Consider the following 26,051-nt stretch of genomic DNA (forward strand, 5'->3'; position numbering starts at 1 on the left):
AGCTGGCCTCGACGAGCGCGACCCAGGGTCAGCCGGCGTCGACCAGCGCGACCGACGGCAGGTCCCCGGCGAGCAGCCGGCCGATCGCCTCGGCCTCCGACGGGCGGGCGAAGTAGAAGCCCTGCCCGAGATCGCAGCCCAGTTCCCGCAGCGTCGTCCACTGGGCGCTGGTCTCGACGCCCTCGGCGACCGTCTGCAGCCGCAGCGCCCGGCCGATGCCGATGACCGCCTCGGTGAGGGTGGCGGACTCGGTACCCGCCTGGTCGCCCTGCACGAACGAACGGTCGATCTTCAGGATGTCGACCGGGAAGCGCCGCAGGTAGCCCAGCGACGAGTACCCGCTGCCGAAGTCGTCGACGGCCACCCGTACGCCGAGACGGCGCAGGCCGTTCAGGGCCTCCAGCACGGCCTCGGAGTCGTGCAGCAGGGTGGTCTCGGTGATCTCCAGGACCAGGCCGGACGGCTCGATACCCGAACGCGTCACCGCCTCGGCCACCTCGTCGACCAGGTGCGGGTTCTGGAACTGCCGCGCCGACAGGTTGACGCTGACGTGCATCTGCCGCGCCGCGGGCAGGTCCCGGCGCCACCGGGCGAGCTGGTCGCACGCCTGCTGCAGCACCCACCGGCCCAGCGGCACGATCAGGCCGGACTCCTCCGCGTACGGGATGAACGTGTCCGGGCCCAGCACCCCGTCGGTGGGGTGCCGCCAGCGGACCAGCGCCTCGACTCCGGTGGGGCGGCCACTGGGCATGTCCACGATCGGCTGGTACAGGACGAAGAACTGCTCCTCGGCGACCGCGCGTTCCAGTTCGGACCGGACGCGGGCCTCGCGCAGCACGTCGGCGTACATGGCCGGGTCGAACACGGCGTACCGGTCGCGGCCGTTGCGCTTGGAGGCGTACATCGCCAGGTCCGCGTTGCGCAGCAACTCGTCGGTGTCGGCGGGGCCGTCCCCCGGGTCGGCGGTGGCGACGCCGACGCTCATCGTGCACACGATGTCGCGTCCGGCCAGCGGCACGGGCGCCCGTACGGTGTCCAGAATGCGCTCGGCCAGGTCCACCGCCTCGCGCTCGGCGACGCCTTCGACCAGCAGCGCGAACTCGTCGCCGCCGAGGCGGGCGAGCGTGTCGGACGGCCGTACCTGGGTGCGCAGCCGCTCCGCCACCGTGACGAGCAGTTCGTCGCCGGCGCTGTGCCCGAGGGTGTCGTTGACCATCTTGAAGTTGTCGAGGTCGATGAGCAGCAGCGTGACGTGCTCCCCGCCGCGCCGGGCCCGGGCCGCGGCGTGCTCCAGCCGGTCGCGGAACAGTGCCCGGTTGGCCAGCCCGGTCAGCGAGTCGCGGAACGCCTGGCGGGTCAGTTCCTCCTCCAGCGAACGGCGTGCGCCGATGTCGCGGATGCTGAGCACGAGCGCGCCCAGGTCGGGGTCCTGGAGGCGGTTGGTGCCGATGATGTCGGCGTACAGCCACGCCTCGTCCGCGCACCGCAGCCGCGCCTCGATACGGCTGGTACGCCCGACCGGGGTGGCGGCCAGGGCGGTGAGCCATTCGCGCGAGAGCACCAGGTCGTCGGGGTGCACGAGGGCGCCGAGGTTGCCGTCGGTGCTCCACGGCTGGTCGTGGCCGAACAGGGTGCGCGCGGACGGGCTGACGTAGCGCAGCCGCCCGGCGGGGTCGATGGCCAGCAGCGCGTCGGACGAGTTCTCCAGCAGCAGCTCGACTCGCCGTTCCGCGGCGCGCCGCCGCTCGTCGAGGCGGCTGCGGCTGGCCGCGGTCAGGGCACACAGGCCCACCACGCAGGCGAGCATCGCGGCCATGCCCGCGGTGAACGAGACGTCGACGCCGGACTGCGTCGGCACCAGGGCGAAGAAGCCGGCCAGCGCGACGACACCGACCCCGATCACCCACCGCGGCGGATACAGGGCCGCGGCGGCCGTGACCACCAGCATGACCGCCGGGATGTACCGGATCCGGCCAGTGTTGTCGACGATTTCGAACCCGAAGATGACCACCAGCTCGGCGAGGAACCAGGTCAGCAGCGCCTCGCGGGCGTGCCGCAGCCGCACGATCCGGGACCAGGGCAGCCGGGTCGCGGCCGCCTGCACCAAGGCGGCGAACCCCATCGGCACGGCCCACCACCGCATGCCGGGCTCCCACGCGACCGCCATCCGCATGGCGGCCAGCAGCGTGATCCCGACAGCGACCCAGGCACAGATCCGGATCTGGCGCGCCCAGAACTCGACGTCGTAGTCGTCCGCGAGCGGCTTGAGCTTCACGCCTGACTAATCGGATGCATTCCGGGCCCGGCTGAGTCGAGGCAGGCGTGAGCGGGCACTCAGAGCAGCCGCCACACTATGATGCCCAACGCTGGGACGGCCGCCACCACCATCGCGCGGGTCAGCCTCTGGAACCGCCGGACCGGACCCGACACGCGCAGCACCGCCGCGCCGGGCGGACCCGGCTCGATGACGTACTCGTATCCCTGGGGGTCGAGCGCCCGCACGGCCGGAGGGTCTGCCTGTTCCTGGACCCGCAGGCCCGCACGGCGCCACATCCCCCGGTACACCGCCACCAGCTGCGGATACGACAGCGGCAGGTCCCCCAGGTCCAGGCTGCGCTGCCGGCGCACCTGCCCGGCCGGGGTGCGGACAAGCCCGCCCCCGTGCACCGCCGCGGTCACCGGCACCCCCGAGCCGACCAGGGCGCGGGCCAGACGCCGTGGCACGCCCCGCTCAGCCGGGTCCGCGGGCAGCAGCCGCAGCAGCAGGCGCAGCAGGTGCGCGTTGGCGATCGCGAACAGGCACAGCACCGCGACCCGGGCGGGCGCCAGGGCCGCATGCGCGCCGGTGAGCCACCCGTCGGCCGGGCCGTACAGCAGGCCGACCGGGAACACCAGCGCGGCCGCGAGGCCCTGGCCGGCCGCCGCGAGCATCCCGACGGCCGCCACGTACGCGGCGGTCGCGGCGCGAAACGCCAGACCGGGACGCATACGGCCAGTCTGCGAGCCGTCCGCCGGCAGCGCACGGGTTCACGCGTCAGACCGGCAGTGCCGCTCCCAGCTCAGCGGCGAGGCGGTCCTCGACGCGCTCCGCGACCGCCTTCAGGTACGGCCACCGCACGTGATCCACCCGGGCGTTCCACGACACCGATCCGTGCCGGCGCAGCATCTCGGCACGCCGGTCCTGCGGGGTGACCCGCTCCCCGCCGGGCCCGATGGTCTGGTCGGCGTACGTCAGGGCGTCGGCCACCACGCCGCCCTCGTCGGGGAACGCGGCGAGCGCATCGTCCAGCCCGCGCGCCGCCGCCACGAACACCGCCCCGGAGTGGTTGGCGACCAGCCCCGCCACGCGCGGCGGCCAGCGCCGGGCGGCCAGGTAGCCCGCACCGTCCAGCGGGTGGAAGCCGGAGACGACCGCCGGTGGCGCGTACCCGATGTCGTGCAGCCAGGCCGCCGCGACCAGCAGGTCCGTGTCGACGCCCAGCGGCCCGGCGAGCTCGGCCGCCCGGTACGCCACCCCGCGGCTGTGCCGCCACCGGGCGCCCATGCCCCCGAGCAGCGCGTACGCGGTCTGCTGCGCGACGTGGGCCAGCGGCATCCCGGCGAAGTCCATGACTCGGAATGGTGCAAAACGGTGGTGAACGGCGGACGACGCGAGGATGACCACCTGCTGAATCCCGGCCCGCCGAGGGGGGCCGAGCGCGGCGACCTGCGAGAAGTCCCGCATTTCGTCATGTCGTCACGCCCGCGCCCGATGAACAGCGTGCCACCGGAAGATCGAAGGAAGATCATGCGCAGAGTCAGGATCGGGACGCGGCTCGCTGCCGCGTTCGTCGCCGTGCTCGCCCTACTCGGGGTGGTGTCAGCGGTCTCATACAGCGCGATCCGCAACCAGAAGGCCACCGCCGCGGAGGTGCGCGCCCTGCAGGTGCTCACGAGCGAGGCGAAGGAGATCCGCTTCTACGCCGCCAGCATCAACGGCTGGCAGAGCGCGTACGTCGCGGACATCCACCGCCTCGGCGCCGCCCGGGCGTTCGGGGGCGACTCGGTCAACTACCGCGCGTGGGTGCGCGAGCGGGACCGCTTCCAGGCGTACCTGAAGACCGTGCACCGCAGCGACATGAACGCGGCCGAGCAGGCGCTGTTCGCCAAGGTGCAGAAGGAGACCTCGGCCTACTTCGACGTCAACGATCAGGTCGTGGCGGCGTACCGGCCGGGCACACCGGCGGCGGTGCGCAAGGGCGACCAGCTCGCCCAGAACGACAGCTGGAACACGTACTACCGGATCATGACCACCACGCAGAAGTTGGTGGAGTCGGTCGACCAGCGCAGCGAACGCGCGGTCGCGGAGTCGGCCGCATCGGCCGACACCGCGAAGCAGATCATCCTGGTCGGCAGCCTGCTCGCGCTGCTGCTGGGCTGCCTGCTGGCGGCGACCGTGACCCGCAGCATCACCAAGCCGGTGGTGGCGACGCGCGATGCACTGCGCAAGGTCGCTGGCGGTGAGCTGAAGGTGGAGCTGCCGCGGGACGGCACCGACGAGCCCGCCCAGATGGCCGCCACGCTCGACGAGGCGCTGGACTCGATCCGCCGCGTGGTCGCCGACGTGGCCGTGCAGGCGGAGGTTCTGGACCGGACCTCGGCCGCGATGGACGAGGTCGCGGAGACCTTCGCCACCAACATCGCCGAGACCTCCACCCAGGCCCGGATCGTGGCCGGCGCCTCGCAGGAGGTCAGCGCGAACGTCAACACGGTCGCGCTGGGCGCGGAGGAGATGGGCTCGGCGATCCGCGACATCGCCGAAAGCGCCTCGCAGGCCGCCGCGGTCGCCACCGAGGCCGTGACCGCGGCCGGCGTCGCCAACAGCACGGTCGCCAGCCTCGGCGCCTCCTCGGCCCGCATCGGCGACGTGGTGCAGCTGATCACCGCGATCGCGGAACAGACCAACCTGCTCGCGCTCAACGCCACCATCGAGGCGGCCCGGGCCGGCGAGCTCGGCAAGGGCTTCGCGGTCGTGGCGGGCGAGGTCAAGGAGCTGGCCCAGGAGACCGCGAAGGCGACCGAGGACATCGGCCGGCTGGTGCAGGACATCCAGAACGACAGCGCCGCAGCCGCCACCGCGATCTCCGGCATCGGCGAGGTCATCGGCCGGATCAGCGGCTACCAGACCACGATCGCGAGCGCGGTCGAGGAGCAGACCGCGACCACCAACGAGATGAACCGCGGTGTCGCCGAGGCGGCCGGGGGCAGCACGCAGATCGCGGACAACATCGCCGCGGTTGCCGCCGCGGCGAGCGCGGCCAGCGACGACGTGGCCCGTTCGCGGGCCGCCGCCGCCGAGCTGACCCGCATGTCGCGTCAGCTGCGCGAAGCCGTCGGCCAGTTCCGGTACTGAGAGGGCGAGACATGCGTACGAGAATGCTGCTGGCCGTGACCGCTGCGGCCGCAATGACCCTGGCCGGATGCGGCCGGACGCCCGCGGCACCGCCCGCCGACGCCGCCGCGGCCGCGCTCGCCGGGCTGGGCGCCGAGCACATCAAGGTGGGCATGGCGTTCGACGTCGGCGGACGCGGCGACAAGAGCTTCAACGACATGGCCGGTGTCGGCCTCGACCGGGCCAAGAAGGAGCTCGAGATCGAGGTGACCGAGACGGCTCCGGCCAAGAGCGATGACGGCGTGCGCATCGCCACGCTGAACAAGCTGGTCGAGTCCGGCAACAACCCGGTCTTCGCGGTCGGTTTCCAGTACGTCAACGCGCTCAAGAAGGTCGCCGCCGACCACCCGGAGACGACGTTCGCGATCATCGACGACGACTCGATCGCCGCCAACAACGTGGTGTCCCTGGTCTTCGCGGAGGAGCAGGGATCCTTCCTGGTCGGTGCGGCCGCGGCGCTGAAGTCGCACACCGGCGTGGTGGGCTACATCGGCGGGGTCCAGATCCCGCTGCTGCAGAAGTTCGAGGCCGGCTTCACCGCCGGCGCCAAGCACGTCAACCCCAAGATCAAGGTGCAGGTGCAGTACCTGAGCGCCCCGCCGGACTTCAGCGGCTTCGGCGTGCCCGACAAGGCGAAGCAGGTCGCCGCCGACATGCTGAAGGCCGACGCCGACGTGATCTACGCGGCCGCGGGCGGTTCCGGTTCGGGCGCGCTGCAGGCGGTGGGGGCGACGGACAACGCCGCATTCGTCGGCGTCGACTCCGACCAGTACGCCAGCGCCGACCCGGCCGTGCAGCCGCGGGTGCTGACCTCGATGCTCAAGCGCGTCGACAACGCGGTCTTCCAGGAGATCCAGGCGTTCATCAAGGGCGACCGCGCGGGCGGGGTCCGCCGCTTCGACCTGAAGACCGACGGCATCGGGTACGCGACGTCCAACCAGGCCGAGATCGCCCCGCTGCAGCCCGAGCTGGAGCGGCTGCGCCAGCAGCTGTACGACGGAAAGATCGTGGCGCCCACCAAGCCGTGATTTCGCAGGTCAAGCCTCCACGCTGTCCAGTGTGGAGGCTTGACTCTTGCCAAGTTGGCAATGGACGCCTATGCGGCTGCCTAGCCTACGGTTCATGCGGAGGAAGCTGAACCTCATGGGCGCGCATGAGATTCGGGTCCGCCTCGGCGGCATCAGCCGCCAGCGGGCCTACCAGCTCACCAGCCGGCGCGACTTCCCCACCCCGGTGGCCGAGCTGGCGATGGGCAACGTCTGGCTCGCCGAGGACGTCGAAGCCTGGATCAAGGAACGCCGCCCCGACGACCCGCGCCGCGACGAGGAATGAGGAATAGGGCGCCCATGCCCGCGGAGCTCCATCGTGACGTCGGCCGTGCAGGCTCCTTCGGTTCGGTCGCCGAGCAGTACGACCGGTTCCGCAATGCATACCCACCGGCGCTGATCGACGACCTGCTGACGGCATCGCCGGCCCGCGCGCTCGACGTCGGCTGCGGCACGGGCAAGGTCGCCGCTGCGCTGGCCGCCCACGGCGTGCGCGTACTCGGGGTCGAGCGCGATCACCGCATGGCCGCGGTGGCCCGAGGCCACGACCTCGACGTCGAGGTCGCCGATTTCGAGACCTGGGACGACGCCGGACGCACGTTCGACCTGCTCACCTGCGGCGATGCCTGGCACTGGATCGATCCCGAGCGGGGCGCCGCCAAGGCCGCGGCGGTCCTGGCCCCGGGCGCCACGATCGCCCGGTTCTGGACGGAACTCGTCCTCGGCGAACCGTTGGTCGCCGCGTTCGAGCCCGTCTACCGGCGGCACGCACCCGAGGTCGCCCCGGTGTGGCGGGCCGGCTCGGGCGTACCGCGGTTCCACGCCACCCGGCCCGACGCGGTCGCCGCCAGCGCGGCGTTTTCGGCGCCGACGCTGCGGACATACGCGTGGGAGCGCACGTACGCGGCCGACGAATGGGTGGGTCTCGTCGCGACGATCAGCGATCACCTGCGCCTCGGGGCGACACGACTTCCGGTGCTGCTGGACGCGTTGCACGACGCGATCCGAGCGGTCGGTGGCACGGTCGCGGCGCAGCACGAAACGTACGCAATGCTGTCGCGCCGCGTGTAGCCGCAGGCCCCTTCCAAGAGACGGACAGAGCCGTTGCGTCCGGTCGGGCGCGGTAGCTTCAAAGGCGACCGCCCGGTAAGCAGGGCACCGTCCGCCGGCCCGATCGCGAGGACTGCCGATGACCGATCCGAGCTCGCGCTTCGCCACCGAACTCCGCCGCCTCCGCACCCAGCGCGGCCTGTCGTACCGCGCCCTCGCCCAACGGGCCAACCAGGGTAAGAGCTACATCGAGGACCTGGAGAAGGGTCGCAAACCCCCCAACCCCGCGGTCGCAGCAAACCTGGACAAGGCCCTCGATGCGCACGAACGGCTGGCCGCCACGCTGCGCCCGGCCATAGACCACGGAGCCGAGGCCGAACTGGAGGCAATCGAGCTTGCCCGGCGTGTGTCCGCCTCCGACATGAGCACGGATACCCTCGACCGGTTGGAGCACGCCGCCGACGCGGTGGCCATGGCGTACGCCACCAACACGCCTGACCAGCTCCTGCCGCGCGTACGCAGGTTGCTGGACTATGTCGGAACGCTCCTCGACTCCCGCAAGACCCTTGCCCAGCACCAGCGGTTGCTGGCCATCGGCGGGTGGGTGGCTCTGTTGCGAGCGACTCTCCACATCGATCTGCGGCACGGTGCTGCTGCGGAGGCCTACCTGCGCATCGCTGCCCAACTGGCCGACCAGACCGGCCAGCGGGAACTCGCCGCCTGGTGCCTCGAGACGAAGGCATGGGAGGTCCTGACCAGCGGCGACTATCGGGAGGCACTGACACTTTCGCGCCATGCGCAGGCCCTCGCGCCCCTCGACGGGTCGGCCATGGTGCAGGCAACCGCGCAGGAGGGCCGGGCGTGGGCCCGGCTCGGCGACCGGCCGGAGACCGGCAGAGTTCTCGTACGGATGGAGCGCCTCGCCGAGCACCGCGACCAGCCCACGCACCCGGAACACCACTACCAGTACGACCCCGCGAAAGCGCATTCGTACGTCGCGACGACGCTGGCCTGGGCCGGTGACCCTGCCGCGGAGACCGTCGCGCGAGAGGTAATCACGGAGCTTCAGGCGGACGGTGCCCGGCCACGGCGGATCGCCTCGGCGCGACTCGACCTCGGGTTGGCACTGCTCTCCGCACGGAAGCCGGATGAGGCAGCGGCCGAGGCGCGTACGGCCATCACCTCCGGCCGAATCGTGGCCTCGAACTGGTGGCGTGCTGCCGAAGTCATCGCGGGCGTCCGCCGTACCGGCATCGCCGAGGCGGACGACCTTGACCAGATCGCCAAGGACTGTCGCCCACATCCTGGCTCGTAGCCTCGTCCGCCGTTTCGCGGACGGACAAGCGCCGTCGGCGGACGCCGACCTCCTCCCCCCGCCATGATCATCCGGGCACGATCAGGCGGGCGGTGAAAACGCCATCCCTTCGGCGCAAGGGATGGCCATGGCGAGAGGTGACGAGCGGTGAAATGCGGCTACCCGGTCCACGGGCCGCGCTGGTACTGGCGGCGACCGTTCCGCCTGATCTGCCGGTGTGGCCTCGAGGTCCACCCTTGCCCTGTCGCGTCGGCTCACGAGCGCCGTCGGCGTGCGATCCAGCTCGGTAACCCGCCCGGGGACCGCCGTTGGCCGGATGCGCGATGAGGCCCCCACATCAACCCCTACGGCCATCGTGGGACTGTGGCGCGTGCGGCGAACCCTGGCCGTGCGACCCGGCTCGTGAGCATCTGATGTCGGACATCGGCGGCGGCAGCGGACTGGCAATGCTCATGTGGGCTCATCTTGAGGACTTCTGCCAGGACCGCATCGGCGAGCCGGCCAACGAGGCGTTCGAGCGCTTCATCCGCTGGACCCGGTCGCCTGGGCAGCGCGGCTGATGGCCGGTCGCTCTGACTGGATTGCGACCGGAACGTTCTCGACTACTGCTGGCTGGCCCGGGAGATGTGTTCCAGGGCGCGGATGCCGCTGGCCATCGTCTGCGTCTCGCCAGCGGTCTGAGTGACCGTACGGGTCACCTCCGCGACCGCGGCGGACTGCTCCTCGATCGCGGCGGCCAGCGTGCTGTGGTGCGCCGACAGCGTGCTCATGCTGCCCGCGATCTCCGTCACCTGCGTAACAGCATCGTCGACTTGGGAGCGCACCTCGGTGAGGGTGCGGTTGATGGAGTCGGCGTTTTCGCCGGACTGGCGGGCCAGTTCCTTGACCTCGTTGGCCACGACCGCGAACCCCTTGCCGCTCTCACCCGCGCGGGCCGATTCGATCGTGGCGTTGAGCGCCAGCAGGTTCGTCTGCTCGGCGATGGACTGGATGATGTCGCTGGCCGCCATGATCTGAGCGCTGGACACCGCCAGCGCCTTGATCACCGTCGCGGCGTCGTCCGCCTGGCGCACCACCGCGTTGGTGATCTCCTCGGTGGACTGCGCCGTACGGGACAGATCCTGCAATGCGCACGACATCTGCTCGGTCGCGGTCGCCGCGGTGGTGGTGTTCTGGCTGACCTCGGCGGCCGACTGGGCCAGCACGGCCGCCTGTTCGGCAACCTGCTCCTGGAGACGGGCCTGCTCGGACATCTGGGCGGCCACCGATTCGGCCCGGCGCGCCTCGGCCTGCTGCTGCTCGGTCAGCGTTCGCACCTGCAGTTCGCTGATCTCCGCCTGGCTCTGCGCGACCTGGGCCGCACTGTCGTCGAGCAGCCGGCGCAGCCAGTGCATCACGATGCACAACGTCATGAGCAGCAGCCAGATCGCTACCGAATGCCACACCGCCGTCCAGGGCTCCGACCGGCGCCATTCTGTGATGATCGTCTGTGCGGCCATGATGGCCGACAGCGCTACCACGTCCCGGCGCTCCAGCGTGAACCCGGCCCAGACGAGGGCAATGGCGGAGTCGAGCATGACCAGGTAATACGTCTCCGGCGCGGTCACCGCCCCGAACCCGATCATGATCACGCCGAGGTATGCCAGGGCGCGCAGCGCCTGCGGATGGACCTTGTCCCAGTTGACCCGCCAGGTGGCTCCCGCGATCACGCAGGCCAGCAGGCCGCGGAACAGCAGGGAGCCGCGATAACCGTCGACATTGGCCAGACCGATGACCACTCCCGCGATACCCGTCGGCAGAAAGAGCCGGGGCAACAATTTGCCGGAAATGGAGCGATCCTCGAGCGGACTACGCCGCTTCGGCACCCGTGCGTGGCCCTGCGTCATGCCAGTTTGGTCGACCGCGCGACACGCCGCTTGAGTTCATGCCGTGCGCCTCACACCAGGCGCCGCAACGGAAAAGACCTACAATTCGGTGCGCATTTCGTCAGACATATCCTGGCAACGACCTCACCCAGCCCAGCACCTCGTCGACGTCGCGGCGGCGCCATCCCACCGCCGGGTCGATCGGGACGAGCAGCGTCGGTGCCGAGCGCCCTGCGGCCCAGTCCCTGCCCGCTTCCGTGTGGTTGTCGTCGATCCAGGCCGCTGCGCGGTCGCCGACCACCTGCGCGATCGCCGGAACCTTCAGCTCGGGGGCAAACGGTACGGGCGGGAAACGTACGACGGGCAACGGCTCGACACCGAGCAACGGCAGATACAACTCATTGGCGTGCTCACCCCACCCGGTCGCCCACCACAACTCGCCCACCGCTGCGAGATCCCGGATCCACTCGCCGTGCGCGATGCAGTAACGCTCAGGCCCTTCGTCGGGGAAGAACTCCCGCTCGAGATAGCCCTCCGGACATTCCGGCGCGCCGAAAGGGTTCAGCACGCCATCGAGGTCGAGCAAAAGCATGGGCCGACGCACCGCCACACCATATCGCCGCCCCTTGCCGACGACCGCAAGGAATGGGAACCCGACGATGGAAACACCAACGGCACCGGGGTTGTCCCCGCGGCTCACAAATTGCTACGGTCACCCGCCGTTGCCGGAAAGGGGTGTGTGCCGTGAGCATTACCCGCCGCCGGCTCGTCGCGGCCGCCGCCGCTCTGGCCTGCGTCACGGTCTGCGCCGCAGCGGCCGGCTTTCGCGGCATCGGGCCGCTGGCACGCCTGTCGGTGACCGAGATGCGACTCGAACCGCAAATCGTCACCGTCATGAATCCGCCCGCCGACCCGCTCGAGGTGCTGGTCGGTGTGACCTGGAGAGAAGAAGGCTACTGTGCGGGACAGTTCGAGGTCCGGGCGACCGAGACGCCGACCGAGGTGCGAGTGGGGACGGTCGTGAGCCGTGATGATTCCGCTCTGTCCTGCGCGGGCATCGGCACCGTCGACAATCTGGCCTGGGCCGAGTTGCAGATTGCCGCGCCGCTCGGGACCCGGGCGGTGGTCCGCGGCAGCGACGGATCCGTCCTGCCGATCCGTTATCGCTGACGCGGCGCTACGACAGCGCTGAAACCGGACCCCCGCCGTGCCGGGCCGGCGGCCGGATCCGGACGCGTGGCTACCCTCGCTTGGACTTCACCCAGCGCAACACCGCCCACACGGCAAACGCGGTGACGATCACCGACAGCAGAAACGACGCCAGCACCATCTGCTGCCACACCGGTACGAGCGGTGTCCCCGACTCCGCAGCCAAGGGCGTCAGGTGTTCCGTGATCTTCATGCCGTGAAAGGTACGAGGGCAGGTCACCGCTGAGAAGGCACCCGTCGCAACCGCCCGGACCGTCGTGCCCGGCCGAGCGGCCGGATGCACACCACCGCACTCCCTTCGGCTGGCTTGTGTGAGCACTCAGCGTGACCACATGGCCGATGAGCGGATGCATGTCGAGGGATGGGACGTGTACAAAGTGCGGCTGATCGACTGATTCAGGGAGAGAACCGCCAGATGACCACCGAAACGACCGCAGGCCGGGAGCCGGAACCCCAGTGGGACATCATCGAACTGGGCAGCACCCCGGGTGGCCGCGGCAGCCGGCGTCGGACCGTTCTGCTCGGCGGCTCAGTTGCGCTGGCTCTCGCCGCGGCGGTGACCGTACCCATGCTGCGATCCGGTGAATCCGGCAAGCCGTCGCCGCCTCACACCCCTGTGACGGTCGCGGCGCCGAACACGCCTGCCCCCGTCTCGACCACACCGACCACTCCCCCGTCGGCGCTCCCCTCGGCCACACCGAGCACGGCTGCCCCCGTGGTGTGGGTGAAGCCCCGCTGGGCGAACCCCACCTTTCCCCTGACTGCGGGCTGGTCGCCGGCCGGCGCGGGACAGCCACGGGTCCTCAAGATCGGCCCGAACGTGGCGCTGCATTACGAGTGGTCAGGGTCGGTGCTCTCCGCCGAGGTCGGACCGGTGCCGGGGTCATGGGAGGTCGAGGCACAAGAGACCCATGCGGGCACCGTGGGCGGGCGGCGCGCCACCATTCGTACGGCCGACAAATTCGATCCGGGATCGGAGGGCAGCTACGTCGGGATCCGATGGCGGTTGGCCGACGGGCGGTGGGTGCAGGTCCTCAGTTTCGGAGCCCTCACCGAGACACAGGTTCGGCGGTTCGCCGACAATCTGCGCCCGGGCAGCATGACCACGGCCTTGCCGTTCACCGTCGCGGAGGTCCCGGCCGGCCTGACGTTGCAGTTCCAGGGCCCCGCGATGATGTGCCTCGCGCCGTCGAAGCAGACCTCGGCGGCCGCCGGGGACGATGAGTCGGCGACACAGCCGCGTGGACTGTGCCTGTCCGTGGCCAAGGAGTCGTTCCCGTCCACGAGCGCGAACAATGTTCTGCAGGTGGGCGACCGTCGTGCCGTTTTCGGGGCCGGCGCTCCCTCGCTCACCGTCGACCTCGGCGCGGGCCAGGTGTTGAAAGTGGAGTGGGACCCCGAACAGACCCCACTGACGCCGGACGACGCCGTCCGCTTCGCCGCAGGCGTACGCGTCAACCACCCCTCGGGGACGAAGGCAGGCTGATGGTCAACGGGCAAGACCGACGTTGATGTAGGACGCACCGTGCACCTAAGTTGTGGCGATGACTACCGCCGACACCGCCCCGCCTGCCCACGACCCGGACTCCGCATTGCCGTCACGGCGTCGCGGCCGGCGGCTGGCCATCGGCGTTCTGATCGTCCTGCTGCTGGTGACCGGCGGCGCGATCGCGTTCACCTATTACTACGACAGTGTGCCCCTGGCCGAGAACAACGTCTCGTATCCGGTCGTCTCGGTGGCGCAGCTACCGCCTCCGGTGGCGCATGCTTTCGTCGCCGCCGTCGACCCGGACTTCTACGTCTCCGCCAACTCGCTGATCACCCGGCGGTACACAGTGATTGCGTCCGGTAGCGGCGAAGAGTCCATCTGGCGAACCTGGGTCATGGCAAGAAAGGCCGAGGCCAGCTACACCAAGACAGAAATCCTGGATCGCTATCTCAACAGAGCCGACTACGGCCGCGGGGCGGTGGGCCTGGTGGCCGCCGCCCAGACGTATTTTCACAAGCCGGCCGCGCAACTGACCGTCGCCGAGGCGGCACTACTCGCGGTGCAACTCCACCCCGACCGGCCCGCGCCGAAGGCTGGTTGGGAGCAAATCCTGGACACCATGGTGGGGCACGGCTGGTTGAGCCCGGCCGAACGGAAAACGCTCACGTTCCCCGGCTGAGCTGGGCCCGGCCGACGCGATGAAACCGCCGCGCTACCGCTTGCGCGCCAGAACCAACCCGATCGCGACAGCCACCGCCACGAACAGCGTCGCGCACAGGCAGCCCGACAGCATCAGCACGACCAACGACGACATACCCGCCACCCTAGATCAACAACGCCAGGAACACCGGACGACCACTGGGCGTACGCGTGCATGTGCGAGGGTCATGCCATGGACCGTGATGCGCAGCTCGTTGCAGCCGTCCGCGCGGCCGATCCGGCGGCCGTGGCGAAGGCGCTCGCAGACGGCGCCGACCCCGACTCCGCCGCCAGCCGTTTCACCGTGACCGTGCTGTCCGAGGCGGTGAGCAGGGGCCGGGTGGAGATCGCCCGGTTGCTGCTGGACGCGGGGGCGTCGCTGCGGGCGAGGATGCCGCGGTACCAGTCGCCGCTGCTGTCGGCGGTGACCAATGGTCATCTCGACGTCATCCGGCTTCTCGTCGATCGTGGCGCGCTCGATGTCGAGGGCACGGACCGTGGCAGTCTGCTCGCCGCCGCGATCGCCGCCACCCGGCACCGGCCCCGGGCTGCGGCGTTGGAGGTTCTGCGATACCTGCTGGAACTCGGCGCCGACGCCGCCCCCGACGAAGAGACCCCGATCGTCCAGGCGGTGCTCGGATCGGCCGCACCTGCCACGATCCGCATGCTGCTCAGCCACGGGGCCGATCCGAACGCGCGGCGCTCCGACGGCACCCCTGCTCTCATTCTCGCCGCTCGGCGCGGAGACCATGCCGCGGTTGACGTGCTGCTCACCGCAGGCGCTGATCCGAACGCAGTCGACGGTGATGGGCACACCGCGCTGATGCACGCCATCGAACGCAACGAGCAGGCCGTGAGCACCGCGTTGATGCTGGCCGGTGCCGACGATGCGGGGGCGCTCGAGATGGCGCGGGGCTGGCAGCGACAGAGGTTTCAGTTCCACCTGGGCGAGATGAGCGTCGGCCTGGATGACGTACCGATCGCCCGCACGGCCGTGCGGCTGCATCCCACCGGGTACGAGCTGCGCGGCGATGCGGCGGACCTCCGCCGCTGGGGGCAGCTCCTCGCATGCGCGACCCAGGCACTGGGCGACGACGATTGGGACGCGCGCACCGGCACCCCGTACGAGCTGGCCCACACCGTCGCCCACAGGCTCATCGACGAACCGGCCAAGTCACCCACGGCATCGTGGCACTGCATCGAGCTGACCACAGCAGAGCTGGCCACGGTGCGGCAGGCACTCGTGGAACTCGCCTACGCGGTCCGCGTCACGCTGCCGGACGGCCTCGGGCAGGAGTACGTCCACGACGCGCTCGACGAACTCGATGCACAGTTGCCCTGACTCGCGTCCGCAGCCGTTGGTTGTTGCGCGGGTGTCGGGAATCGAACCCCACTGTCAGCTCGGCTCTGAGGACGCCGCGTGGCGTTGTCCTCGCTGCTTCACCGGCTCAGCAAATGGCACGATCGGAGGCATGAGCAAGACCAAATCAGTGGCCTGTTACGGAGCGTCGATGCCAGAGCGCCCGGATCCTCAGCGCGAGATCTGGGCGTACGACGCGGCGCTGTCGCTGTTGCTGGCGCAAGTGATTCGCTCCGTGGAGGCGGCCCCTCCCGACAGCCGCCCGGGATGGTGGGCGGACCGAGCCGAGGAGCTCCGCCTCCAAGCCACGATCGGTGACATCTCCTTCGAACTGGCCGGTGGATCGGGCGCGGACGAGCGAGAGGAGTTCGCCGAGCTCCTGGAAAAGGCCGCCGATCGCCTGAGCGACCGTGGGATATTCACCGCCGAGGAGGCGGACGGGTGGCGGGTCATCGACGACGAGACCGTGATCTTCCGGGGTGATTCGGCCACGGACACCAAGCCCGTCGCGGAACTTGGCCGCGCGCTGGCAGGTCTGCTGCGTGGGCCGCTTCCGGCTCCGCCAACGGGAACGATGTGGCTCTACGGCTGCCCAGGAGGCCGCACCACCCTGGGGGTGGCGAACCCTGCCGACGAGGAATGACCGTCGCTGGATGCGATTGGGGGCCGTTCAGTCGTTGCGACCCGCGAAACTGTCCGCCCGGGCCCGAGTATTCTCCACCGGCCAAGGCCCCAAGACCGACCCCGTCGCCGCCCTGCGAACCCCTGACCTGCGGCAGGTCATCGTCGACGACACCACGGTCGCGTTACGGCTACTCGTCGACAGCAGTGACCAACTCGGCCGGTCCCGGATCGGGATCGTCTCGGCTCAGCCGTGTTCGGCTATTCGGACGAAGTCCATGGCAAAGTTCTCGCTCCAGGTAAGTCGACGGTCGGTCGAGAATGCCTGCCGCCAGCGCGCGTGGTTTGAATCATCGACATACCAGTCGAAACGCACGTCGACATCGATGCCCGACAGGACGTCCTTCCCGTAGAACACACCATGCCCCGCCTCGAAGCGACCCTCCATCGGTGAATCGAGGTGCCCCGGCCGGCTCGCGGAGGCCCACCAGATTCGCCAGAGACACGTACTCGGGTCGAACAACCGCAGCGTCATGCCGTGGAATGGCACCTCACCGATGCTGTCGTACGTGTCCGTATTGCCGAGGCCTCCCAGCACGGGTCGCGCGACGGCGATGGTTTCGAACTCGATCCATGTAGTCGCCACCGGGTCGAGAGGATTCGCGAGCCGGCGATTGGCAACCCGCCAGGAACCATGGAGGAAGTCGAAGTCGGAGCGACCGTCGGCCGGCGGCGAGGATGATGCGGGTGCGTTGATCGACGACATGCGGCGACGTTACCGCCGCCCTCTGACACTCTCTGCGGTGCAGTGTTCCGCAGGATCGGCCCGACGCCGCAGCCGTTGACGGCACGGTCGACCGGCGCGGGCGACCCCGGGCGGTAGCGGGACGAGGACGACCTTGCCGCCCTTGCCGCACACGCGCGGGACGCGGTGGCCGTGCTTCTCGCCCAGGTCGGTGACGCCCCGGCCCCCGCAGGCTTCGAAAGGGCTGAGCCCGCGGTCAGTCGATGCCTTCGACGATGCGGAAATCGCGCTCCACGCCGTCGGAGAGGGCGACCAGCGCCTCTCGGTAGGCCGCACTCTCGTGCACCGCGACGGCCTGCTCGAAGCTGTCGAACTCGACCAGGACAGTGCGCTCGGCGATTCCGGCGTCGTGCGCCACGACCCGACCTCCACGGACGAGGGTCCGACCGCCCCCGGTCCGGACGGCCGGACCGGCCAGCTTGTTGTAAGCAGCCAGCTTCTCAGGGTCTGAAATGGTGCGGTAGACGCTGACCCAGTAGCCCTTGGCCACGGAACCTCCAGTGTTCGGAAGAGCACATCTGTCTTCGAATTCACAATTCAGGTTGATTCCCCGACGAGGGGTCACCGGGGCGATTCAGAGCACGCGCCGGTCAGCCCGGGTTCGGGCCAGCGATGGCCGCTGACGACATTGCGGTCGGCGTCCGGCGCGCCTTCCGGATCAGCGGCGATGTTGGCAGTCCGCGATTCCAGCGAGGCTGCCGACTCAGCCTCTCAGGATCGGCTGATGCTCAGAAGCATGCTCAGATCCATGGCCGGTGCGCTGTGAGTCAGCGAGCCGACGGAGATGGCGTCGACACCGGTTTCCGCGACGGCGCGCAGGTTGTCCAGGGTGATCGTGCCCGAGGCCTCCAGCCCGATGCCGGAGTCGGGGGCCAGTTCCCGTCGAAGGCGGTCGGCTTCTGCCAACTGCGGCACGCTCATGTTGTCGAGCATGATCCATGACGGCTCGGCTCGCAGCGCCTCACGAGCTTGCGCAATCGTGGCCACCTCTACTTCGATGGCCATGGGCCTGCCCTCCGACGCCATGTTCTTGCGGACGTTGTCGATGGCGGCGGTTATGCCGCCTGCGGCCGTGATGTGGTTCTCCTTGAGCAGCACCATGGCGCCGAGGTCCAGCCGATGGTTGTGCCCGCCGCCCGCGGCGACCGCGTACTTGTCCAGCAACCGGAGCCCAGGGGCGGTCTTGCGGGTATCCAGGACCCGGACAGGCAGATCGCGCACGGCGGCCACGTACCGATCGGTGAGTGTGGCGATACCGCACAGGCGCTGGAGGAAATTCAGCACCGTCCGTTCGCCGGTGATGATCTGGTGTGCAGGGCCGGAAATGCTCGCGAGGACGTCGCCGGCCTTCACCCGAGTGCCGTCGGGTACTGATTCGTCGATCTGTGTTTCCGCGCCGATACGGGCGTAGACCTCGGCGGCCATGGGCACCCCGGCGGCCAGGCCCGGTTGGCGGGTGATGATGACTGCCGTCGCCCATCGTCGCGGCGCGACGCTCCATCGAGTGGTGACGTCATCGGCGGCTGCATCTTCGGAAAGCGCGAGTGTCACCGCGTTCCGGGCTGCCATGTGAGGGAACTGCATGCGGGCGGTCCTTAGCTTCCGGTTCGATCGGACGGGGGTGCCGGTGATCGTGGGCCAGGCACCCCACCCCTAGTGCTTCGGAAATCGAATCAACATCCGGGACGGTACCGTGTCGGATATCGAAGCATCAAGAGGGGCGGCACAGGCAATGACAGCACCCAGGCCAGGCCGGCCGGTACGCGGATCGAGTACCGGGCGACCCCTGATGGCCGCCCTTGACCTGTTCGGCCGCCGCTGGAACCTGCGCATCGTCTGGGAGCTGCAGCACGGGCCGGTCGGGTTCCGCGCGTTGCAGCAGCGCTGTGACAACATGTCCTCCAGCGTCCTGCGGCAACGGCTGACCGAACTTCTGGACGCCCAACTCGTTGCCCAGCAGCCGGACACGACCTACACGCTCACCGACCTGGGCCACGGCGTCTACCAGGCATTGCGCCCACTCGCCCGGTGGTCCGACGCGTGGGCCTCGGCCCTGGGCAAGGGCGGCGAAGACTGAAACCGCGAGGGCTCGCCCCTGGCGCTTCGTAATCCGAAGCGCTAATGTGCTTCTGAATCCGAATCACCTGGAGGGGCCATGGCTCGCATCATGGCGCTCGAACCGCCGTTCACGCCGGACGTGGAGGCACAACTCGCCACGATGATGCCGGCTGGCGTGCCTCCGATCGGCCTGTTCCGGACGTTCGCGAAGAACTTGCCGATGACCATGGCGATGAGCAGCTGGGGCAGGTATGAACTCGGCCGCGACCTGACGCTGACACTTCGAGAGCGGGAGATCGTCATCCTGCGCACCTGCGTGCGCTGCGGCTGCGAGTACGAGTGGGGCGTCCACCTGATGGTCTTCGGTGACCGTGCCGGCCTCTCGCCGGCCGAGGTCGCCTCGCTCACCCGCGGCTCCCCTGACAATCCCTGCTGGACGGCCGACCGCGAAGCCGCGCTCATCCGGATGGCGGACGCCCTGCACGACGCGAGCGACGTCGACGACGAACTGTGGCGATCCGCGCAGGAACTGCTCGACGAGCGGCAACTGCTCGACGTACTGCTGCTGTGCGGGTGGTACCACGCGATCTGCTTCGCCGCCCGCACCGCTCGCGTCGACCTCGAGTCCGGCGCTCCCCGTTTCGCCGACATCACGGCCGCCTGATGGCCGGCCCACCCATGGCAGTGGTGAACGCCTGCACCCGCGATGGCCAGGGCGGCAGCCCCACCGCGGTCGTGATCGACGACGCCACGCTCACCGACGACGAGCGGCACGCCACCGCCCGCAGGACCGGCACCTCCCACACCGCGTTCATCGACACCAGCACACCGGACACACCCACGGTGCGCTACTTCACCAGCGTCGGGGAACTCACGAACTGCGGCCATGGAATCATCGCCGCGCAAGCAGTCCTGCTGCACCGCAGCGGCGCCACCGAGCACCACGGGCGTCTAAACTCCGCAGGCCGTATCTTCGCCACGACCGCCATCCGCCGCCGCAACGGCGTCGAAGTCTGGTTCGACCAAGGCGTTGTCGCCCTTGCGGACTACGCCGACGCCACCGGCGATGGCATCATCGCGGCACTCGGCCTGCACCGAGCAGACATCGCCGCCGACGTGCGGGTCGCTTCGCCCGGCACGCCACGACTGCTCGTCCCCGTCCGGGATCACCGGACGCTGCTGTCGATGCGGCCCGACTTCGATCGTCTGGCAATCGAGTGCCGCAGACTCGGGTATCTCGGCTGCTTCACGTACGCACTCTCGCCGACCGCAAGAACGGCCGCAGCTCGGATGTTCGCCCCCGCGATCGGCGTCAACGAGGACATCGCGAACGCCAACAGTGTCGGCTGCCTCGCCGCCCACCTACTCGACACATCCGGCACCGGCGAAATCGAGGTCCACCAGGGTGACACGGCCCGGCGACCATCATCGATCTCCGCCAGCGCGACCCACACCGGAGCCGGCATCGTCGCCAGAATCGGCGGAGTGGTCGACCTCGGCCCGCCCATCGTTCCCGGCTGAAATATGAGGACATCCGGCAACGCGTGCCGGGTACGCCCGAGCAGGATGCGTCCCGCATGGTTCGCGAACCGCCCAACGGCTGGAGAACGATCGTCATCGAGAACTACAACCCCGCCTGGGCAGAGCGCTACGACACCATCGCCGCCGCGCTGCGCGGCGCTCTGGGCGATTCGATTCTCGAGCTGGAACATGTCGGATCCACGTCGGTTCCTGGCCTGGCCGCCAAGGCCATCGTGGATGTCGACCTCGTCATCGCCGATACCGAGTCCGAGACGCGCTACGTTCCGGCCCTGGAGAAGCTCGGGTACGTCCTCGTTCTGCGTGAGCCGTGGTGGCATGGGCACCGCATGCTCGTCGACACCGAGGAGGACGTCCACGTGCACGTCTGGCCCCAGGGCGCACCGGAGGTCACTCGGCACCGGCTTTTTCGCGACTGGCTACGCACCCACCCCGATGATCGAGAGCTGTACGCCTCGACCAAGCGGCGTCTGGCCCGCGACGCGGCCGACGGCGACTACACCATGGCCAAGAGCGAAGTTATCGACGCCATCTTCACCCGCATCTTCGCCGCAAGCGTTGACGGGTAGTTGAACGCCCGGGTGTGGAAGCGGGCGATCCGGGATCGAGGACGACCGGCGCAACGGGCTGCACGTACTGCGCCACACCTGCGCCTCGGTCCCGCTCGACGCGGCAAGACGATCAAGGCGCTGGCGGCCCACCTGGGCCACGCCGACACGGGGTTCACGCTGCGTGTTTACACGCACCGGTCGCCGACCGGCGAGGACCGCACCCGGCGGGCGATCGACGCCGCGTTCGCCGACGATCCGGACGAACCGCCGCTGACCCCGAGACGGCCTGGAGACGGCATGATCATGATTCTCGGGCCGTTTCCGGACCTGTTTGTGCAGGTCAGCGGCGGTACGTCGACTACTTGGCGTTGAAGTAGTTTGCTTCCGGGTGGTGGACGATGATGGCGTCGGTCGATTGCTCCGGCTCCAGCTGGAACTCCTCCGACAGCGTGACGCCGATACGCCCGGCGTCCAGCAGGTCCACCACCTTCGCCCGGTCCTCCAGGTCGGGACAGGCCGGATACCCGAACGCGTACCGGCAGCCGCGGTAGGCGTTCTTGAGGATGCCGGCGAGGTCGGCCGGATCGCCGGCACCCACGGAGCCGCCCCCGGGCAGGACGAGCTCACTGCGCACCCGGCGGTGCCAGTACTCCGCAAGCGCCTCGGTCAGCTGCACGGACAGGCCGTGCACCTCCAGGTAGTCCCGGTACTCGTTGCGGGCGAACATCTTCGCGGTGTACTCGCTGATCGGCTGGCCCACCGTCACCAGCTGCAGGCCGACGACGTCGAGACCGTCACCGCGGGGGCGGAAGAAGTCGGCCAGGCACAGCCGCCGCTCCTGCCGCTGCCGCGGGAACGTGAACCGGGCCCGCTCGCTGACGCCGTTCTCGTCCAGCACCACCAGCGTGTTGCCTTCGGCGTACGCCGGGAAGTACCCGTACACGACGGCCGCCTCGAGCACGTGGTCGGCGGCGAGCCGGTCCAGCCAGTACCGCAGCCGCGGCCGGCCCTCCGTCTCCACCAGCTCCTCGTACGTCGGCCCGCCGCCGCCCCGGGAACCCTTGAGGCCCCACTGCCCGAGGAATGTGGCCCGCTCGTCCAGCATCGACGCGTACTCCGCCAGCGGGATGCCCTTGATGACGCGCGTCCCGAAGAACGGCGCCGTGGGCACCTCGACGTCGGTGGCCACATCGGAGCGCACGGACGTGTCGTCCAACGGGGGCAGGTTGTCCGTGACCGTGGCGCGCTGGCGTGCCCGCCGTTCGCGCCGTGCCTGCAACACCGTCTCCCGCTCGGCGTCCACGACGGCGGTGCCGCCGCGCTTGGCGGTCATCACCTTGTCCATCAGGGCCAGGCCCTCGAACGCGTCCCGGGCGTAGTGCACGTCCCCGTCGTACGCGGACCGCAGGTCGTCCTCCACGTACGAGCGGGTCAGTGCCGCCCCGCCGAGCAGGACGGGGTACCGGCCGGCGACGCCGCGTTCGGCCATCTCCTGCAGGTTCTCCTTCATCACCACGGTGCTCTTGACCAGCAGGCCGGACATGCCGATGGCGTCGGCGTGGTGCTGTTCCGCGGCGTCGATGATGGCGTTGATCGGCTGCTTGATGCCGATGTTGACGACCTCGTACCCGTTGTTGCTGAGGATGATGTCGACGAGGTTCTTGCCGATGTCGTGGACGTCGCCCTTGACCGTGGCGAGCACGATGCGGCCCTTGCCGGCTTCGTCCTCGTTCTTCTCCATGTGCGGTTCGAGGTACGCCACGGCCGCCTTCATCACCTCGGCGGACTGCAGCACGAACGGCAGCTGCATCTGGCCGGAGCCGAACAGTTCACCGACGGTCTTCATGCCGTCGAGCAGCACGTCGTTGACGATGGTCAGCGCGGGCTTGTCGGCCAGCGCGGCGATCAGGTCGTCTTCGAGGCCGTTGCGTTCGCCGTCGATGATGCGCCGCTTGAGCCGTTCGTCCAGGGGCAGGCTGAGCAGTTCCTGGGCGCGGGAGGCGCGGGCACTGGTCGCATCGACGCCCTCGAACAGTTCCATGAACTTCTGCAGCGGGTCGTAGCCCTCGCTGCGCCGGTCGTAGACCATGTCGAGGGCGACCCGGCGGTGCTCGTCGGGGATCTTCGACATCGGCAGGATCTTGCTGGCGTGCACGATGGCGCTGGTCAGTCCAGCCTGGACACACTCGTGCAGGAACACCGAGTTGAGCACCTGCCGGGCGGCCGGGTTCAGACCGAACGAGATGTTCGAGACGCCGAGCGTGAAGTTCACCCCGGGGTACAGCTCGGCGATCCGGCGGATCGCCTCGATGGTCTCGATCCCGTCGCGGCGGGTCTCCTCCTGGCCGGTGGCGATCGGGAACGTCAGGCAGTCGATCAGGATGTCGGCGCGGTTCATCCCCCACGTGCCGGTGAGGTCGTCGATGAGCCGGGCGGCCACCCGTACCTTCCAGTCCGCGGTGCGGGCCTGGCCCTGCTCGTCGATGGTCAGCGCGACCACCGCGGCGCCGTGTTCCTTGACCAGCGGCATCATCCGCGCGAAGCGGGAGTTCGGGCCGTCGCCGTCCTCGTAGTTGACCGAGTTGACGATGCACCGGCCGCCCAGCATCTCCAGCCCGGCTTCGATGACCGGCGGCTCGGTGGAGTCCAGCATGATCGGCAGCGTGGACGCGGTGGCGAAGCGGCCGGCCAGCTCGCGCATGTCCTGGGTGCCGTCGCGGCCCACGTAGTCGATGCACAGGTCCAGCATGTGGGAGCCGTCGCGGGCCTGGCCACGGGCGATCTCCACGCAGGCCTGCCAGTCACCGGCGAGCATCGGTTCGCGGAACGCCTTGGATCCGTTCGCGTTGGTCCGCTCCCCGATCATCAGCACGCCGGCGTCCTGCCGGAACGGCACCTCGTGGTAGATCGACGCCGCGCCGGCCGCGTGCTCCGGGCTGCGCGCGGCGGCCTGCCGGCCGCGTACGCGCCGCACCACAGCCTCGATGTGCGCCGGGGTGGTGCCGCAACATCCACCGACGAGCGGGACGCCGTATTCGGTGACGAAGCGGTCGAGCGCCTCGGCCAGCTCGTCCGGGCCCAGCGGGTAGTAGGCACCGCCGGCCGCGAGGACCGGCAGGCCGGCGTTCGGCATGACCGACAGGGGTACGCGGGCGTGCTGCGACAGGAAGCGCAGGTGCTCGGTCATCTCGGCGGGGCCGGTGGCGCAGTTGAGCCCGATCAGGTCGATGCCCAGCGGCTCCAGCGCGGTGAGCGCGGCGCCGATCTCGCTGCCGAGCAGCATGGTGCCGGTGGTCTCGACGGTCACATGACAGATCACCGGCACCGTACGGCCGACCTCGGCCATCGCCCGGTGCGCGCCGATCACGGCCGCCTTGGTCTGCAGCAGGTCCTGGCACGTCTCGACGATCAGGGCGTCGGAGCCGCCGAGAATCAGGCCGGCCGCGTTCTCCAGGTACGCGTCGCGGAGTACGTCGTAGCGGGTGTGGCCGAGCGTGGGCAGCTTGGTGCCGGGGCCGATCGAACCGAGCACGTACCGGGGTTGTTCGGCGGTCGCGTACGCATCCGCGGCCGTACGCGCGATCCGCGCCCCGGCCTCGCTCAGCTCCCGGATCCGGTGCTGGATGTCGTAGTCGCCGAGGTTGCCGAGATTCGCCCCGAACGTGTTGGTCTCGACGCAGTCGCTGCCCGCCGCGAGGTACGCCTCGTGCACCCCCCGGACCACGTCCGGCCTGGTCACGTTGAGGATCTCGTTGCAGCCTTCGAGCCCCTGGAAGTCCTCATCCACACTCAGGTCGGCGGCCTGCAACATCGTCCCCATGGCCCCGTCGGCGACGAGGACACGGTCGGTCAGCGCAGAAAGGAAATCGTTAGGCACCTCCCCAGGCTACGGCTTTGCCGACGCCCGGCCGAACATCCGCCGCCACGTGGGACGCGGGAGTGTGACGGGGCTCTCGGCCGTGGTACCGGGTGCCGGCGTGTCACTCCCACGGCGCGGCCGGCGGGTGCGTGTCCCGGCGGCCACGTAAGGTTGGCGATGTGACTGAGTTCGACGGCCTCCCCCTGCTGCGTTCCCCCGTGGCGATCGCCGCGTTCGAAGGGTGGAACGACGCGGCCGACGCCTCCACCGCTGCCGTGGAACACCTGGAGCAGGTCTGGCAGGCCCGCGAGATCACCAGCATCGACCCGGAGGAGTTCTACGACTTCCAGGTGAGCCGCCCGACCATCACGATGGCCGAGGGCGAGACCCGCCGGATCGAGTGGCCGACGACCCGGTTCATGGTGGCCAGCCCGCCCGGGACGGAACGCGATGTCGTGCTCATCCGGGGCATCGAGCCCAGCATGCGGTGGCGGACGTTCTGCGAGGAGATCCTCGAGGTCTGTCACAGCCTGGAGGTGAACCGGGTGGTGCTGCTCGGCGCGCTGCTGGCGGACGTGCCGTACACGCGTCCGCTGCCGATCAGCGGCACCGCCACGGGGCGGGAGACGGCCGAGAAGTACAAGGTCGCGCCGACCCGCTACGACGGCCCCACCGGCATCGTCGGGGTGCTGCAGGAGGCTTGTGGCCGGGCCGAGCTGGAGGCCCTGTCGTTCTGGGTGCACGTGCCGCACTACGCGAACAACCCGCCGTGTCCGAAAGCGACACTGGCGCTGCTGCACCGCGTCGAGGACGTCCTGGATCTGCCGGTGCCGATGGCGGATCTGGCGGAGGAGTCCGGCGAGTGGGAGGCTCGGGTCCGTTCGGCCGCCGAGCAGGACTCGGAGCTCGGCGAATACGTCCGCGAGCTGGAGGAACGCGTCGGCGACGAGGGCATCCAGCCGCTGACCGGTGACGAGATCGCCAGCGAGTTCGAGAAGTACCTGCGTCGCCGCGGCGGGTCCGCCGGCCCCACCGCGGGCTCCTGGTAACGCGCTCGTCTCGGCGTCCACACCGGACCGGCACGCCTCAGCCCCGCCGCGCCGAGCCGGGCGATTTCGGCGTGTCGGCGGCGCGGGACACCGCGCGTGGCGCAT

Annotated in this window: 27 protein-coding genes; 17 read left to right on the plus strand and 10 right to left on the minus strand. The window is 69.7% G+C overall.

Features of this window, described 5'->3' with window-relative positions; translation table 11 throughout:
- Positions 1-28 precede the first annotated feature (28 nt).
- The 3 genes from ACMCNK_RS07785 to ACMCNK_RS07795 are packed head-to-tail and all read right to left on the minus strand — an operon-like array spanning position 29 to position 3,610.
- Positions 29-2,275: a putative bifunctional diguanylate cyclase/phosphodiesterase gene (locus ACMCNK_RS07785; RefSeq protein WP_412735711.1), complete on the minus strand. Its 2,247-nt coding sequence runs from the start codon at positions 2,273-2,275 to the stop codon at positions 29-31.
- 59 nt (positions 2,276-2,334) lie between these two features.
- Positions 2,335-2,988 (minus strand): hypothetical protein, encoded by a 654-nt coding sequence (locus ACMCNK_RS07790; protein WP_412735712.1) that lies wholly within the window; start codon positions 2,986-2,988, stop codon positions 2,335-2,337.
- A 46-nt stretch (positions 2,989-3,034) separates the two neighbouring features.
- Positions 3,035-3,610, minus strand: coding sequence for an HD domain-containing protein (locus ACMCNK_RS07795; RefSeq protein WP_412735713.1), 576 nt, complete (start codon positions 3,608-3,610; stop codon positions 3,035-3,037).
- A gap of 177 nt (positions 3,611-3,787) precedes the next feature.
- Here ACMCNK_RS07795 and ACMCNK_RS07800 point away from each other — a divergent pair, with 177 nt between their 5' ends.
- The 6 genes from ACMCNK_RS07800 (at position 3,788) to ACMCNK_RS07825 (ending at position 9,402) form a co-directional block, all read left to right on the plus strand.
- Positions 3,788-5,392 carry a methyl-accepting chemotaxis protein gene (locus ACMCNK_RS07800; RefSeq protein WP_412735714.1) on the plus strand — a complete coding sequence of 535 codons (1,605 nt, stop codon included), beginning with the start codon at positions 3,788-3,790 and terminating at the stop codon, positions 5,390-5,392.
- Between the two features lie 11 nt (positions 5,393-5,403).
- A complete protein-coding gene (locus tag ACMCNK_RS07805; protein WP_412735715.1) occupies positions 5,404-6,459 on the plus strand; it encodes a BMP family lipoprotein in 1,056 nt (351 codons plus the stop codon).
- 94 nt (positions 6,460-6,553) lie between these two features.
- The gene (locus ACMCNK_RS07810) at positions 6,554-6,763 is read left to right on the plus strand and encodes a helix-turn-helix transcriptional regulator (protein WP_412735716.1); all 210 of its coding nucleotides are present in this window, start codon (positions 6,554-6,556) and stop codon (positions 6,761-6,763) included.
- Between the two features lie 14 nt (positions 6,764-6,777).
- Entirely contained in the window at positions 6,778-7,548 is a 771-nt protein-coding gene (locus ACMCNK_RS07815; RefSeq protein ID WP_412735717.1) for a class I SAM-dependent methyltransferase, read from the plus strand.
- Between the two features lie 118 nt (positions 7,549-7,666).
- Positions 7,667-8,842 (plus strand): helix-turn-helix domain-containing protein, encoded by a 1,176-nt coding sequence (locus tag ACMCNK_RS07820; RefSeq protein WP_412735718.1) that lies wholly within the window; start codon positions 7,667-7,669, stop codon positions 8,840-8,842.
- Between the two features lie 413 nt (positions 8,843-9,255).
- The gene (locus tag ACMCNK_RS07825) at positions 9,256-9,402 is read left to right on the plus strand and encodes a hypothetical protein (RefSeq protein WP_412735719.1); all 147 of its coding nucleotides are present in this window, start codon (positions 9,256-9,258) and stop codon (positions 9,400-9,402) included.
- Positions 9,403-9,444: 42 nt separating this feature from the next.
- Here ACMCNK_RS07825 and ACMCNK_RS07830 read toward each other — a convergent pair whose 3' ends face one another.
- Positions 9,445-10,620, minus strand: a complete 1,176-nt coding sequence (locus tag ACMCNK_RS07830; RefSeq protein WP_412735720.1) for a methyl-accepting chemotaxis protein — start codon at positions 10,618-10,620, stop codon at positions 9,445-9,447.
- A 208-nt stretch (positions 10,621-10,828) separates the two neighbouring features.
- Positions 10,829-11,299, minus strand: coding sequence for a hypothetical protein (locus ACMCNK_RS07835; protein WP_412735721.1), 471 nt, complete (start codon positions 11,297-11,299; stop codon positions 10,829-10,831).
- 152 nt (positions 11,300-11,451) lie between these two features.
- Between ACMCNK_RS07835 and ACMCNK_RS07840 the strand changes: the two genes are divergently transcribed.
- The gene (locus tag ACMCNK_RS07840) at positions 11,452-11,877 is read left to right on the plus strand and encodes a hypothetical protein (protein WP_412735722.1); all 426 of its coding nucleotides are present in this window, start codon (positions 11,452-11,454) and stop codon (positions 11,875-11,877) included.
- Between the two features lie 70 nt (positions 11,878-11,947).
- Here the strand turns inward: ACMCNK_RS07840 and ACMCNK_RS07845 are convergent, their stop codons facing one another.
- Complete coding sequence (locus ACMCNK_RS07845; RefSeq protein ID WP_412735723.1) at positions 11,948-12,109, minus strand: hypothetical protein; 162 nt, start codon at positions 12,107-12,109, stop codon at positions 11,948-11,950.
- Positions 12,110-12,331: 222 nt separating this feature from the next.
- On the opposite strand from ACMCNK_RS07845, the gene ACMCNK_RS07850 reads away from it, so the two are divergent.
- The 4 genes from ACMCNK_RS07850 (at position 12,332) to ACMCNK_RS07865 (ending at position 16,107) form a co-directional block, all read left to right on the plus strand.
- Positions 12,332-13,402, plus strand: a complete 1,071-nt coding sequence (locus ACMCNK_RS07850; RefSeq protein ID WP_412735724.1) for a hypothetical protein — start codon at positions 12,332-12,334, stop codon at positions 13,400-13,402.
- Positions 13,403-13,460: 58 nt separating this feature from the next.
- Complete coding sequence (locus ACMCNK_RS07855) at positions 13,461-14,084, plus strand: transglycosylase domain-containing protein (protein WP_412735725.1); 624 nt, start codon at positions 13,461-13,463, stop codon at positions 14,082-14,084.
- 213 nt (positions 14,085-14,297) lie between these two features.
- Positions 14,298-15,446 carry an ankyrin repeat domain-containing protein gene (locus tag ACMCNK_RS07860; protein ID WP_412735726.1) on the plus strand — a complete coding sequence of 383 codons (1,149 nt, stop codon included), beginning with the start codon at positions 14,298-14,300 and terminating at the stop codon, positions 15,444-15,446.
- Between the two features lie 169 nt (positions 15,447-15,615).
- Complete coding sequence (locus ACMCNK_RS07865; RefSeq protein WP_412735727.1) at positions 15,616-16,107, plus strand: hypothetical protein; 492 nt, start codon at positions 15,616-15,618, stop codon at positions 16,105-16,107.
- 225 nt (positions 16,108-16,332) lie between these two features.
- Here the strand turns inward: ACMCNK_RS07865 and ACMCNK_RS07870 are convergent, their stop codons facing one another.
- The 3 genes from ACMCNK_RS07870 to nadC all read right to left on the minus strand — a co-directional run bounded on the left by ACMCNK_RS07870 (position 16,333) and on the right by nadC (position 18,474).
- A complete protein-coding gene (locus tag ACMCNK_RS07870; protein WP_412735728.1) occupies positions 16,333-16,851 on the minus strand; it encodes a hypothetical protein in 519 nt (172 codons plus the stop codon).
- A 235-nt stretch (positions 16,852-17,086) separates the two neighbouring features.
- The gene (locus ACMCNK_RS07875) at positions 17,087-17,380 is read right to left on the minus strand and encodes a DUF1330 domain-containing protein (RefSeq protein WP_412735729.1); all 294 of its coding nucleotides are present in this window, start codon (positions 17,378-17,380) and stop codon (positions 17,087-17,089) included.
- Between the two features lie 221 nt (positions 17,381-17,601).
- A complete protein-coding gene (gene nadC, locus ACMCNK_RS07880) occupies positions 17,602-18,474 on the minus strand; it encodes a carboxylating nicotinate-nucleotide diphosphorylase (RefSeq protein WP_412735730.1) in 873 nt (290 codons plus the stop codon).
- 205 nt (positions 18,475-18,679) lie between these two features.
- Between nadC and ACMCNK_RS07885 the strand changes: the two genes are divergently transcribed.
- The 5 genes from ACMCNK_RS07885 to ACMCNK_RS07905 all read left to right on the plus strand — a co-directional run bounded on the left by ACMCNK_RS07885 (position 18,680) and on the right by ACMCNK_RS07905 (position 21,410).
- Positions 18,680-18,967, plus strand: a complete 288-nt coding sequence (locus ACMCNK_RS07885) for a winged helix-turn-helix transcriptional regulator (RefSeq protein ID WP_412735731.1) — start codon at positions 18,680-18,682, stop codon at positions 18,965-18,967.
- Between the two features lie 78 nt (positions 18,968-19,045).
- On the plus strand, positions 19,046-19,612 hold the full coding sequence (locus tag ACMCNK_RS07890) for a carboxymuconolactone decarboxylase family protein (protein WP_412735732.1): 567 nt from the start codon (positions 19,046-19,048) through the stop codon (positions 19,610-19,612).
- The gene (locus tag ACMCNK_RS07895; RefSeq protein WP_412735733.1) at positions 19,612-20,469 is read left to right on the plus strand and encodes a PhzF family phenazine biosynthesis protein; all 858 of its coding nucleotides are present in this window, start codon (positions 19,612-19,614) and stop codon (positions 20,467-20,469) included. The genes ACMCNK_RS07890 and ACMCNK_RS07895 overlap by 1 nt, the downstream gene beginning before the upstream one ends.
- Positions 20,470-20,525: 56 nt before the next feature.
- A complete protein-coding gene (locus tag ACMCNK_RS07900) occupies positions 20,526-21,056 on the plus strand; it encodes a GrpB family protein (RefSeq protein ID WP_412735734.1) in 531 nt (176 codons plus the stop codon).
- Positions 21,057-21,410 (plus strand): hypothetical protein, encoded by a 354-nt coding sequence (locus ACMCNK_RS07905; RefSeq protein ID WP_412735735.1) that lies wholly within the window; start codon positions 21,057-21,059, stop codon positions 21,408-21,410.
- Here the strand turns inward: ACMCNK_RS07905 and metH are convergent.
- Complete coding sequence (metH, locus tag ACMCNK_RS07910) at positions 21,397-24,915, minus strand: methionine synthase (protein ID WP_412735736.1); 3,519 nt, start codon at positions 24,913-24,915, stop codon at positions 21,397-21,399. The genes ACMCNK_RS07905 and metH overlap by 14 nt on opposite strands.
- A gap of 161 nt (positions 24,916-25,076) precedes the next feature.
- On the opposite strand from metH, the gene ACMCNK_RS07915 reads away from it, so the two are divergent.
- On the plus strand, positions 25,077-25,946 hold the full coding sequence (locus ACMCNK_RS07915) for a PAC2 family protein (RefSeq protein ID WP_412735737.1): 870 nt from the start codon (positions 25,077-25,079) through the stop codon (positions 25,944-25,946).
- Positions 25,947-26,051: the final 105 nt, after the last annotated feature.

It is taken from the genome of Krasilnikovia sp. MM14-A1259, assembly GCF_047159535.1.
In the GTDB taxonomy this organism is placed as follows: domain Bacteria; phylum Actinomycetota; class Actinomycetes; order Mycobacteriales; family Micromonosporaceae; genus Actinoplanes.